Raw genomic sequence first — 11,752 nt, forward strand, 5'->3', positions numbered from 1 at the left:
CGGTTGCGCCGCGGGGGCGGCATGTCGTACGCATTCCGTCGAGCGCATCCCCGAGGATGCCCCGGTGCGCGGCCCCGCGGGCGCGCCCCCCGTTGCGAGCAGATGGCGAGCCCATGGCCAAGCGCAAGGTTTTCGACGATTTCGATCCGGCCCCCGCCGGTCCCTCCATCTCCGAGACACTGCGCGCGACGCGCATGGCGCACGGCTACGACCTGCGCGAAGTCGCCGCGATGCTGCGCATCCGCTATCCCTACCTGCTGGCGATCGAGGAGGGCCGGTTCCAGGACCTGCCGGGCAGCACCTACGCCATCGGCTTCCTGCGCTCCTACGCCGAGGCCCTGGGGCTGGACCCCGACGCGGTCGTCGCCCGCTACAAGGAGGAGGCGGCCGGCACCGTCCGCCGCCAGGAACTGTACCTGCCGACCCCGGCGGCGGAAGGACGGGCGTCCGGCGGCACCCTGCTGCTGGGCACGCTGGTGCTGGCCGGTATCGTCTATGGCGGCTGGTACTATCTGTCGGCCACCGACCGTTCGGTCGCAGACTTCGTGCCGACGCTGCCCGACCGGCTGGTCTCGCTGCTCGACGGCGTGCCGACGAAGCCGGAAACCGCGGGCGGCACCGCGCCGTCGGACCAGCAGCAGACGGTCGCCGGCGTCCAGCCGCCGGCCCAGGCTCCGACACAGCCTCCTGCCCAGGCCCCGGCACAGACATCGGTGCAGTCGCCGGCCGGGGGATCGCCGGCGGCGCTGACCCCGCCGGCCGACCAACCGCCCTCCGCCTCCCAGCAGACGGCGGCCGGGACGCCCCCCGCGACCACCGCCGCGCCGGCCGGGCAGGCTTCCGGGACCGTTCCCGCCGCCAGGCCGCCGGCCGGCTCCGCCGTACCGGGCAGGCCGGCGACCGTCGCCGCACTGCCACCCGCCGCGCCGTCCGCTTCCCCATCCGCCGCGTCCTCCGGGATGACCAACGTTCCGCCGCCGCCGTCCGAGGATGACGAGGACGATGCGCCGGAGGCGCCGACACCGCTGAACGCCGCCGCGCCGCCGCCGGCCGCTCCGGCCGCGCCACCGGCGCCGGCCGCCGAGACGGTGCCGGCGAACGGCAAGGTCTACGGCACGCTGAACACCAACGCGAAGCTGATCCTGAAGGCGACGCAGGATAGCTGGCTGCAGGTGCGGGACGGCAGCGAGATCGTCTTCACGCGCGTGCTCAAGCCGGGCGACACCTTCCGCGTTCCCGACAAGCCCAACGTGAAGATCCGCACCGGCAACGCCGGCGGCCTGGTGGTGATGGCCGACGGCGCCGAAAGCCCGCCGCTCGGCTCCACCGGCCAGGTGCTGCGCGACGTCAGCATCGACTCGCACGGGCTGGTACGCCGCTGAGCACACCCGCTGAGCGTACCCGTTGAGTGCACGGCCGCCGCCGGGACGGGGGCCTTCACCGGGGGGAGCCGGTCACAAGGCTCCTATGACTTGAATCGGGGGCGGCGGAGCGCACTTCTGGCCTGACGCCGGCTGCGCTAGGATGCGCCCCCGGCACCGTTCTGCTGTCCAGAGGCTTTCCGTCATGACCGTGCGCGCCTATCGCCAGATCCTCCGCCGCAAATCGCGCCAGATTCGCGTCGGCAACGTGCTTGTCGGCGGCGACGCGCCGATCTCGGTCCAGACGATGACCAACACGCCGACCACCGACGTGAAGGCGACGGTCGAGCAGATCCAGGCGGCCGAGCGGGTGGGGGCCGACATCGTCCGCGTCTCCTGCCCCGACCGCGAGTCGGCGCTGGCGCTGAAGGAGATCGTGCGGCAGGTGAAGGTGCCGATCGTCGCCGACATCCATTTCCACTACAAGCGCGCCATCGAGGCGGCGGAGAGCGGGGCGGCCTGCCTGCGCATCAACCCCGGCAACATCGGCTCGGCCGAGCGGGTGCGCGAGGTGGTGAAGGCGGCCAAGGACCACGGCTGCTCGATGCGCATCGGCGTCAATGCCGGCTCGCTGGAGCAGGACCTGCTGGAGAAATACGGCGAGCCCTGCCCCGAGGCGATGGTCGAGAGCGCGCTGAACCATGCGAAGATCCTGGAAGACAACGACTTCCGCGAGTTCAAGATCTCGGTGAAGGCCTCCGACGCCTTCCTGGCGGTCGCCGCCTACCAGGGGCTGGCCGAGGCCTGCGACTATCCGCTGCACATCGGCATCACCGAGGCCGGCGGCCTGCGCGCCGGCACGGTGAAGTCGTCGATCGGGCTCGGCATGCTGCTGTGGTCGGGCATCGGCGACACCCTGCGCGTCTCGCTGTCGGCCGACCCGACGGAAGAGGTCCTGGTCGGCTACGACATCCTGAAATCGCTGGGGCTGCGCCGCCGCGGCGTGACGGTGATCTCCTGCCCGAGCTGCGCCCGCCAGAACTTCAACGTCATCAAGACGGTGGAACTGCTGGAGCAGCGGCTGGCCCACATCACCACGCCGCTGACCCTGTCGGTGATCGGCTGCGTCGTCAACGGCCCGGGCGAGGCGCGGGAGACCGACATCGGCCTGACCGGCGGCGGCAACAACACCCACCAGGTCTACCTGTCGGGCGTCACCGACCACCGGCTGAAGGACCAGGACATCGTCGACCACCTGGTCGGGCTGGTCGAGAAGAAGGCCGCCGAGATCGAGGCGGCGAAGGCCGAGAGCGCCCGAAACCAGACCGGCCAAGACCAGACCGGCCAAGACCAGACTGGCCAAGACCAGACCGCCCGAGACGTGGCGCCGGCCGCGGAGTAAGCTGCCCTCGAATTGGGCAGGGACAGCGACCAGCGGCGTGACCACCTCCTCCTATCTCGTCATCGGCGCCAGCCACCGGACCTGTGCCGGAGCCGTCCGGGACCGCCTCTCCACCGAGGAGGCGGAGACCGCGGGCATGCTGGAGCGGCTGCGGGCCGCCGGGCTGGGCCAGGCCTTGTGGCTCAGCACCTGCGACCGGGTGGAGGTGCAGGCGGTCCATGACCGCCCCAACGAGGCGGCGCTGGCGGTGGCCGAGGTGATGGCCGATCGTGTCGGCCTGTCCACCGCCGACCTGGCGCCGCAGCTCTACACCCGCACCGGCATCGACGCCGTGCGCCACCTGTTCGCGGTCGCCTGCTCCCTCGACAGCCAGATCGTCGGCGAGCCGCACATCCTGGGCCAGGTCAAGGCCGCGCACCGCAGCGCCGCCGGTGCCGGCCTGACCGGGCCGGAGCTGGAGGCGGTCCTGCAGGCGGCCTATGCCGCCGCCAAGCGGGTCCGCAGCGAAACCCCGATCGCCGAGGGCGCCACCTCGCTCGCCGCCGCCGCCATCCAGGTGGCGCGCGACCTGCACGGCGACATCAGGCGCTGCGGCGCCCTGCTGGTCGGGCTGGGCGACATGGGAACGCTGGTGCTGGAGGGGCTGCGCGAGGCCGGCCTGCCGCGGCTGACCGTCGCGGCCCCGGTCGACCGCCGGGCGGAGGCGGCGGCGCGGCGGCTGGACGGTCATTTCGCCCCCTGGGCCGAGCTGGAGGCGGCGATGGCCGGCGCCGATATCCTGGTGACCGCGGCCGGTCTGGGGCGCTATATCCTGACCGCGCCGATGATGGAGGCGGTGCTGAAGCGCCGCCGCCGCCGGCCGGTCTTCGTGGTCGACGCCGCCATCCCGGCCGACGTCGACCCCGAGGTCGCCGGCATGGACGGCGCCTTCGTCTACGACCTGGCGGACCTGGAGCGGGTGGCGCTGCAGGGCCGCGTCGGGCGCGAGGCGGCGACCCAGGCGGCCTGGATGATCGTGGACGAGGCGGTGGCCGCCTTCGCCCGCGACCGCGCCGAACGGGCGGCGGTGCCGGCGGTGGCCGCCCTGCGCAGCCATTTCGAGACGGAGCGCGGGCGCCTGCTGGCCGGGCATGCCGATCTCGACGCGGCGTCGGCGACGCGGCTGCTGGTCAACCGCCTGCTGCACGCCCCGTCGGAGGCGCTGCGGGCGCTGGCCGCCGACGGCAGTGGCGAGGGGCTGGCCGAGCGGGCTTCGGCCGAGCGGCTGCTGTTCCGGCTGTTCGGGCTGGACCGGGCGACCGGCCCGGCCCCTGGCCGGCAGGATGAGACTGAACCGGATAAGGACGAGCGACGTGAGCCTGGACGAGAAGTTCGATAAGGTGATGGCCCGCTACGACGAGCTGCGCGACACGCTGGCGGCCGGCCTTGCCGACTCGGGCGACTTCGCCCGGCTGTCCAAGGAGTATGCCGACCTCACCCCGATCGCCGAGGCGATCGCCGAGCTGAAGAAGGCGCGCAGCGAGGCCGGCGACCTGGCGGAGATGATCGCCGACCCCGGCGCCGACGCCGAGATGAAGGCGATGGCGGAGGAGGAGTTCCACGACCTGACCAAGCGCATCCCCGACCTGGAGCGCAAGGTGCAGGTCTCGCTGCTGCCCAAGGACGAGGCGGACGAGAAGAACGCCATCCTGGAGGTGCGCGCCGGCACCGGCGGCGACGAGGCGGCGCTGTTCGCCGCCGAGCTGTTCGAGATGTACCGCCGCTACGCCGGCCTGCATGGCTGGCGCTTCGAGGCGATGGACGTCAGCGAGACCGGGATCGGCGGCTACAAGGAGGCGACCGCCAACATCACCGGCCGCGGCGTCTTCGCCCGGCTGAAGTTCGAGTCGGGCGTCCACCGCGTCCAGCGCGTGCCGGCGACCGAGGCGCAGGGCCGCATCCACACCTCCGCCGCCACCGTCGCCGTGCTGCCGGAGGCGGAGGAGGTGGACATCCACATCGACGAGAAGGACCTGCGGATCGACGTCTTCCGCTCGTCCGGTCCCGGCGGCCAGTCTGTCAACACCACCGACAGCGCCGTGCGGATCACCCACCTGCCGACCGGGCTGGTGGTGAGCCAGCAGGACGAGAAGTCGCAGCACAAGAACAAGGCCAAGGCGCTGAAGGTGCTGCGCGCCCGCCTCTACGACCGCGAGCGCGCCGAGAAGGACGCCGCCCGCGCCGCCGACCGCAAGAGCCAGGTCGGCAGCGGCGACCGCTCGGAGCGCATCCGCACCTACAACTTCCCCCAGGGCCGCGTCACCGACCACCGCATCAACCTGACGCTCTACAAGATCGACAAGGTGATGGCGGGAGAAGCGCTGGACGAGATGATCGACGCGCTGATCGCCGAGGACGAAGCGGCAAGGCTGGCCGAACTGGGGTGAGAGGGCTATCCAGCGCCGCCTCTTTCTCCCTCTCCCGCCGAAGGCGGGGGAGGGTCGGGGAGGGGGCCGGGAGCCTGGAGGGGACCGAGAGCCTCCCAGATCATGCGCGCCACCCCTTCCGGATTGCTCAGCACGTCGGTGTTCCAGAAGCGCAGCACCCGCCAGCCGGCGGCCTCCATCCGCTGGTCGCGTGCGGCGTCGTATGAAGACTCCGCATGCTGCCCGCCATCGACCTCGACGACCAGCATTGCCTCGACGCAGGCGAAGTCCGCGATAAAGGGATGAATGGGATGCTGGCGCCTGAAGTACCATCCGCCGATCTGGCGGCGGCGCAGAACGCTCCAGAGTTTGCGTTCCGCATCGGTGGGAACGCGGCGCATTCCGCGCGCGCGGGCAAGCTCGGTCTTTCTGGCGTGCGGCATGGTGCGGCGGCGTCTGCCCCCTCCCTAACCCTCCCCCGCTTCGCGGGAGAGGGGATCAGTGCAGAGTTTGAAGACGTCCGTCCGGTTGAGAAAGATGTAGAATGGTCGCATCCATGACCCTCCGCGCCCTGCGTGCGCAGGCCGAGGCGCGCCTGCGGGAGGCCGGCGTCGAGACGCCGGATCTCGACGTCCGCTACCTGCTGGAGCATGCGCTCGGTCTCACCCGGACCGACTTCGTGATGAAGGCCGATCAGGCCGTTCCGGCCGAGGACGCCGCCCATGCCCTGGCGCTGGTCGAGCGCCGGGCCGCCCGCGAGCCGGTGGGGCGCATCCTTGGCCATCGCGAGTTCTGGACCATCGATCTCGTCCTCACCCCCGACACGCTGGAGCCGCGGCCCGATACCGAGACGGTGGTGGAGGCGGTGCTGGCCGCCATCCCCGACCGCAAGGCCGCCCTGCGGCTGCTCGACCTCGGGACGGGCACGGGGTGCATCCTGCTGGCGCTGCTGTCGGAACTGCCGAACGCCACCGGCCTCGGCGTCGATCTCAGCCCGGGAGCGGCCGCCGCCGCCGCCGGCAACGCGGAGCGCAACGGGCTGGCGGAGCGCGCCCGCTTCCGCACCGGCGACTGGGCAAGGGGCGTCGACGAGCGGTTCGACGTCGTCGTCTCCAATCCCCCCTACATCCCGAGCGCCGACATCGCCACGCTCGATCCTGAGGTCCGGGAGCATGACCCGCTGCGTGCGCTGGATGGCGGTCCGGACGGGCTGGAGCCCTACCGCATCATCGCCGTGGAGCTGCCGCGCCTGCTGCGGCCGGGTGGGCTGGCGGCCTTCGAGGTCGGGCAGGGCCAGGCCGAGGACGTCGCCGCCCTGGTCGAGGCGCAAGGCTTGGGCGAGACCGCGATCCTGTGTGACCTTGGCGGGATAAAACGATGCGTCCGGGCACGAAACGGCCGGTGAGGCGCCGGTCCGGCAAAAAAACGGTTGGATCGACGGGCTTTGCCGGTTAGTGTGCGGTACACGACCGCGAACCTATGGCCTGCGGAGCATGAATCTCGGATGTTGTCTGCCGAGTGCTGACCGCGAGGCCCTGCCGCACCTGATGCGGACGCGTCGTTTTGAACCCCGTGACCGGTCCATGGAAAACGTCCATGGCGGCCCGGCAGGCCGGATGGCCTCCGGAGCGATCCGGGGACTGCGCTTCTCTTGCATGGGGCCTTAAGAGCCGAATGAGACAGGGACCGAACTCCAGGCGTTCGCGTGGTCGTGGCAACAGCGGTGGCGGCGGTGGTGGTGGCGGCGGGGGCGGGGGCGGCAGTGCCGGCCGTCGCCAGAATGTGCCGCTGCGTCACCAGACCTTCGACAGCAACGGCCCGGACGTCCGCATCCGCGGCAATGCCTGGCAAGTCCAGGAGAAGTACCAGGCGCTGGCCCGCGACGCGATGGCGTCCGGCGACCGGGTGCAGGCCGAGAACTACCTGCAGCATGCGGAGCATTACCTCCGCATCATCAACCAGATCCAGGAATCGGAAAACCGCCAGCGCGGCGGCCAGCCGGTGAACGGCCACGGGCATCAGCCGCAGGGCAGCGCCCTGTCGGCCGGCGACGACGACGAGTCGGCCGGCGAGGACGAGACCGATGGCGAGGAACGGGCCGCCGTCAACGCCTGACGGCAGGCTCCGGGGACGGCGTCACCGGATCGCCCACGGCGATCCGGCCGGCGCCGGTCACGCGGGCGCGCAACAGGATCTGTCCGTGGCCCAGGCCACGCTCCAGGATCGTCGGCAGGCTGAGATCGGCGACGCCGGTGTCGGGGTTCACGTCGTTGCCGGGGGCACAGTCCAGCGCCTCCACCACCTCCAGGGTCGCCGCGCCGACGGCGATGGTCCGGCCGATCCAGGCGCGTTCGGCCCAGGGATCGATGCCGTCGACCAGCAGGTTGGCGCGCAGCCGGCGCGGATCGACCGGCTGCTTGGCGATGCGCTCCTCCAGGTCGCGCAGGCTGGCGAGGTTCAGCAGCGTGACCGACGGTTCCTCGCAGGCGCCGAAGGCGCCGGAGGCCGCCTCCACCAGCCGCGGCATGCCGGGAACGACGCCGGCCAGATAGGCTGCGAAGAACTGTTCCAGCAGCGTGCGGCCCATCGGCTGGTCCAGCCGGCCCCGCGACACCTGGCGGCCGCCGCGACGGACCAGCAGTGTCCGCGTCGCTTCGTCGAACTCCGTCTCCAGCGCGGCCAGCTTTTCCGTGCGGTCCAGGGTGACGAAATCCGACGGCAGGCGCCATCCAGCGGTGTCCGCATCGATGGCGGCGGGACCGTGCAGCAGCCCGTAGCGGCGGTCGAGCGGAAGCGCCTGCCCGGCGGTCAGGTCGGTGGCGGGGAGATCCTGGCCACTCAGGCCCTTCACGGGATAGCGGCGGATGGCGGCGAGCGTGGTGTTCATTGCACTGCACAATGAAAGGGCCGGAGCGTCCCTGTCAACCGATGCCGTGCCTGGATTTCATGCTGCGGCAGAGGTCGCGGCGGGACCGCCGCGGCAGTCGCGGTCCGGTCCCCTGCTCCCTTCCCCATCAGATGGGGCGGTCACCAGCGTTCGGCGATGGGCTGCCGGCCGAGAAACTCCCGCAGCCGCCGCCCGGTGGCCGGCGACAGCTCCGCCGGCAGGCGGTCGAGGGGAAAGAAGCGGGCTTCCAGGATCTCCACCCCGTCCGCCTTGGGGGTGCCGCTCCAACCGCGGACGGCGAAGACCGCGACATGGTCGCTGGCCCCGTTGCGGAAGCGGGCATAGATGCCGAAGGGCTGGATCTGCCGGTCGGCCAGCAGCCCGACCTCCTCCCGCACCTCGCGCCGCATCGCCTCGCCCAGCGTTTCCCCCCGCCCGACGCCGCCGCCGGGCAGGTGCCAGCCGTCGACATAGCTGTGGCGGATCAGCAGCACCTGCGGGGAGGCCGGATCCGATTCGTCGAGGATGATCGCGCGCACCCCCATGGTCAGCGGCCGCGCCACGAGGTGCCAGACGCCGCGCAGATACCAGGCGAGGCGCAACAGGCGGCCCAGCCTGGTCCGCGGCGCCGGCCCGACGGAGGCCGGGTGGTCGGTGCCGGTGCGGCTTCTCTGGACGGCGAGATCGGTCATGGCGGAATCCGGAGTTTGGCTTGCGGGGGGCGGGCGGCAGTCTAGCTGCGGCTTTCCGGAGCCGGTAAGTGGGGCAATCGGCGGGTACCGGGCTACCCCCTTCACACTGGCGCGCGGCGCCCCTGCGCCAAGCCGCGGCGGCTTGCCTCTCCCGATAACCTTTCCCCTCCGATGGTCTTGTATGACCGGCGGGTCCGCCTACATCTCCGGCAGCATCCTTGCGGATCGCACTGTCATGTGGATCGGATCGACCGGGCTGCCTCGCGGACGGTCGACGGGAGAAGGAGGAGCATCATGGACTTCGAGAAATACACCGAGCGCAGCCGCGGCTTCGTGCAGTCGGCGCAGACGCTTGCCGTGCGCCGCGGCCACCAGCGCCTGACGCCGGAACACCTGCTGAAGACCCTGCTGGACGACAAGGAGGGGTTGGCCGCCAACCTGATCCGGTCGGCCGGCGGCGACCCCAAGGCCGCCCTGGCGGCGGTCGACGCCGACCTGGACAAGCTGCCGAAGGTCGAGGGCAGCGGCGCCGGCCAGCTCTACCTCACCCCCGAACTCTCGCGCGTGTTCGAGCAGGCGGAGAAGGTCGCCGAGAAGGCCGGCGACAGCTTCGTCACCGCCGAACGCCTCCTGCTGGCGCTGGCGATGGCCGACGGCACGCCGTCGGGCAAGGCGCTGAAGTCCGCCGGCGTGACGCCGCAGGCGCTGAACACCGCCATCAACGACATCCGCAAGGGCCGCACCGCCGACAGCGCCAGCGCCGAGCAGGGCTATGACGCGCTGAAGAAGTACGCCCGCGACCTGACCGCGGCGGCGCGCGACGGTAAGCTCGACCCGGTGATCGGCCGCGACGAGGAGATCCGCCGCACCATCCAGGTGCTGGCCCGCCGCACCAAGAACAATCCCGTGCTGATCGGCGAGCCCGGCGTCGGCAAGACCGCCATCGTCGAGGGGCTGGCCCAGCGCATCGTCAAGGGCGACGTGCCGGAGGGACTGAAGAACAAGCAGTTGCTGTCGCTCGACCTCGGCGCGCTGGTGGCCGGCGCCAAGTACCGCGGCGAGTTCGAGGAGCGGCTGAAGGCGGTGCTGTCGGAGATCCAGGCGGCGGCCGGCGAGATCGTCGTCTTCATCGACGAGCTGCACACGCTGGTCGGCGCCGGCAAGTCCGACGGCGCCATGGACGCCTCCAACATGCTGAAGCCCGCGCTGGCGCGCGGCGAGCTGCACTGCGTCGGCGCCACCACGCTCGACGAGTTCCGCAAGTACATCGAGAAGGACGCGGCGCTGGCCCGGCGCTTCCAGCCGGTGTTCGTGTCGGAGCCGACGGTGGAGGACACCATCTCGATCCTGCGCGGCCTGAAGGAGCGCTACGAGGTCCACCACGGCGTGCGCATCACCGACGGCGCCATCGTCGCGGCGGCGACGCTGTCCAACCGCTACATCACCGACCGCTTCCTGCCCGACAAGGCGATCGACCTGATCGACGAGGCGGCGAGCCGCCTGCGCATGGCGGTGGACAGCAAGCCGGAGGCGATCGACGAGCTCGACCGCCGCATCATCCAGCTCAAGATCGAGCGCGAGGCGCTGAAGCGCGAATCCGACGAGGGATCGCGCACGCGGCTGGTCAACCTCGAGGACGAGCTGGCCAACCTGGAACAGGAGTCGGCCGAGCTGACCGCCAAGTGGCAGGCCGAGAAGGACCAGCTCCAGGGCGCGCAGAAGATCAAGGAGGATCTTGAGAAGGCCCGCACCGAGCTGGAGACGGCGCAGCGCGACGGCAACTGGGGACGTGCCGGCGAGCTGGCCTACGGCGTCATCCCCGGCCTGGAGAAGGCCTTGAAGGAAGCCGAGGAGCATGCCAGCAGCCGCATGCTGAACGAGGAGGTCCGCGACGGCGACATCGCCGCGGTGGTCAGCCGCTGGACCGGCGTGCCGGTCGACAAGATGCTGGCCGGCGAGCGCGAGAAGCTGCTGGCCATGGAGGACAAGCTGCGCAGCCGGGTCATCGGCCAGGACGAGGCGATCGTCGCCGTGTCCAACGCCGTGCGCCGGGCGCGGGCAGGGCTTCAGGATCCGAACCGGCCGATCGGCTCCTTCCTGTTCCTGGGCCCCACCGGCGTCGGCAAGACCGAGCTGACCAAGGCGCTGGCCGAGTTCCTGTTCGACGACGAAACCGCCATGGTGCGGCTCGACATGTCGGAATACATGGAGAAGCACTCCGTCGCCCGCATGATCGGCGCGCCTCCGGGCTATGTCGGCTATGAGGAGGGCGGGGCGCTGACCGAGGCGGTGCGCCGCCGGCCCTACCAGGTCGTGCTGTTCGACGAGGTGGAGAAGGCGCATCCCGACGTCTTCAACGTGCTGCTCCAGGTGCTGGACGACGGCCGCCTGACCGACGGGCAGGGGCGCACGGTGGACTTCCGCAACGTCGTCATCATCATGACCTCGAACCTCGGCTCGCAGGCGCTGGCCGAGCAGCCGGAAGGCGAGGACAGCAACGCGGTCCGCGAGGAGGTGATGGAGGCCGTCCGCGCCCATTTCCGGCCGGAGTTCCTGAACCGCCTGGACGAAATCCTGCTGTTCCACCGGCTCGACCGCCGGCATATGGGCGGCATCGTCAGGATCCAGCTCGGCCGCCTGACCAGGATGCTCGCCGAGCGCGAGATCACGCTGACGGTGGACGATGCGGCGACCGCATGGCTGGCCGAGGCCGGCTACGACCCGGTCTACGGCGCGCGGCCGTTGAAGCGGGTGATCCAGCGCGAACTGCAGAACCCGCTGGCCACCCTGATCCTGGAGGGCCGCGTCACGGACGGCCAGACGGTGACGGTCGGGGCGGAAGGCGGCTCGCTGACCATCGACGGCCAGCCGGTGGGCGGGCTGGTGCGGGCGGCGTGAGGCGCGCGCCCTGATGCGGACAGCGTGACCACCATGGCTTCGCCCGCCTCCCCGCGAGGCGGGCGAAGCCATGTCCGGGACCGGGAGGGCCGGTCCGGCCCCGCCGA

10 protein-coding genes are annotated in these 11,752 nt (G+C 71.3%); 7 read left to right on the top strand and 3 right to left on the bottom strand.

Features of this window, described 5'->3' with window-relative positions:
• Positions 1–113 precede the first annotated feature (113 nt).
• The 4 genes from J2850_RS13315 (at position 114) to prfA (ending at position 5,189) form a co-directional block, all read left to right on the top strand.
• On the top strand, positions 114–1,382 hold the full coding sequence (locus J2850_RS13315) for a helix-turn-helix domain-containing protein (protein ID WP_209982348.1): 1,269 nt from the start codon (positions 114–116) through the stop codon (positions 1,380–1,382).
• Positions 1,383–1,566: 184 nt separating this feature from the next.
• A complete protein-coding gene (gene ispG, locus J2850_RS13320; protein WP_209982350.1) occupies positions 1,567–2,763 on the top strand; it encodes a flavodoxin-dependent (E)-4-hydroxy-3-methylbut-2-enyl-diphosphate synthase in 1,197 nt (398 codons plus the stop codon).
• Between the two features lie 37 nt (positions 2,764–2,800).
• Entirely contained in the window at positions 2,801–4,141 is a 1,341-nt protein-coding gene (hemA, locus tag J2850_RS13325; protein WP_209982351.1) for a glutamyl-tRNA reductase, read from the top strand.
• Positions 4,116–5,189 (top strand): peptide chain release factor 1, encoded by a 1,074-nt coding sequence (gene prfA, locus J2850_RS13330; RefSeq protein ID WP_209982352.1) that lies wholly within the window; start codon positions 4,116–4,118, stop codon positions 5,187–5,189. Before hemA ends, prfA begins: the two co-directional genes overlap by 26 nt.
• A gap of 5 nt (positions 5,190–5,194) precedes the next feature.
• On the opposite strand, the gene J2850_RS13335 is transcribed toward prfA, so the two are convergent.
• Positions 5,195–5,611: an endonuclease domain-containing protein gene (locus tag J2850_RS13335; RefSeq protein WP_209982354.1), complete on the bottom strand. Its 417-nt coding sequence runs from the start codon at positions 5,609–5,611 to the stop codon at positions 5,195–5,197.
• Between the two features lie 113 nt (positions 5,612–5,724).
• Here J2850_RS13335 and prmC point away from each other — a divergent pair, with 113 nt between their 5' ends.
• Positions 5,725–6,573, top strand: a complete 849-nt coding sequence (gene prmC, locus J2850_RS13340; protein WP_209982549.1) for a peptide chain release factor N(5)-glutamine methyltransferase — start codon at positions 5,725–5,727, stop codon at positions 6,571–6,573.
• Positions 6,574–6,842: 269 nt separating this feature from the next.
• Positions 6,843–7,283, top strand: coding sequence for a DUF4167 domain-containing protein (locus tag J2850_RS13345; protein WP_209982356.1), 441 nt, complete (start codon positions 6,843–6,845; stop codon positions 7,281–7,283).
• On the opposite strand, the gene J2850_RS13350 is transcribed toward J2850_RS13345, so the two are convergent.
• Together J2850_RS13350 and J2850_RS13355 are read right to left on the bottom strand one after the other, a co-directional pair.
• Positions 7,273–8,055 (bottom strand): MOSC domain-containing protein, encoded by a 783-nt coding sequence (locus J2850_RS13350; RefSeq protein ID WP_209982357.1) that lies wholly within the window; start codon positions 8,053–8,055, stop codon positions 7,273–7,275. The genes J2850_RS13345 and J2850_RS13350 overlap by 11 nt on opposite strands.
• Before the next feature lie 140 nt (positions 8,056–8,195).
• Positions 8,196–8,747, bottom strand: coding sequence for an NUDIX domain-containing protein (locus J2850_RS13355; protein ID WP_209982359.1), 552 nt, complete (start codon positions 8,745–8,747; stop codon positions 8,196–8,198).
• Between the two features lie 294 nt (positions 8,748–9,041).
• Between J2850_RS13355 and clpB the strand changes: the two genes are divergently transcribed.
• Positions 9,042–11,645, top strand: coding sequence for an ATP-dependent chaperone ClpB (gene clpB / locus J2850_RS13360; protein WP_209982362.1), 2,604 nt, complete (start codon positions 9,042–9,044; stop codon positions 11,643–11,645).
• Positions 11,646–11,752: the final 107 nt, after the last annotated feature.

Origin of the sequence: Azospirillum picis (assembly GCF_017876115.1) — a bacterium.
Taxonomy (GTDB): domain Bacteria; phylum Pseudomonadota; class Alphaproteobacteria; order Azospirillales; family Azospirillaceae; genus Azospirillum; species Azospirillum picis.

Excerpts from the sequence above, each read along its gene's own strand:
- J2850_RS13315 (WP_209982348.1), top strand. The coding sequence starts at position 114 with ATGGCCAAGCGCAAGGTTTTCGACGATTTCGATCCGGCCCCCGCCGGT.
- ispG (WP_209982350.1), top strand. The coding sequence starts at position 1,567 with ATGACCGTGCGCGCCTATCGCCAGATCCTCCGCCGCAAATCGCGCCAG.
- J2850_RS13335 (WP_209982354.1), bottom strand. The coding sequence starts at position 5,611 with ATGCCGCACGCCAGAAAGACCGAGCTTGCCCGCGCGCGCGGAATGCGC.
- prmC (WP_209982549.1), top strand. The coding sequence starts at position 5,725 with ATGACCCTCCGCGCCCTGCGTGCGCAGGCCGAGGCGCGCCTGCGGGAG.
- J2850_RS13345 (WP_209982356.1), top strand. The coding sequence starts at position 6,843 with ATGAGACAGGGACCGAACTCCAGGCGTTCGCGTGGTCGTGGCAACAGC.
- J2850_RS13350 (WP_209982357.1), bottom strand. The coding sequence starts at position 8,055 with ATGAACACCACGCTCGCCGCCATCCGCCGCTATCCCGTGAAGGGCCTG.
- J2850_RS13355 (WP_209982359.1), bottom strand. The coding sequence starts at position 8,747 with ATGACCGATCTCGCCGTCCAGAGAAGCCGCACCGGCACCGACCACCCG.
- clpB (WP_209982362.1), top strand. The coding sequence starts at position 9,042 with ATGGACTTCGAGAAATACACCGAGCGCAGCCGCGGCTTCGTGCAGTCG.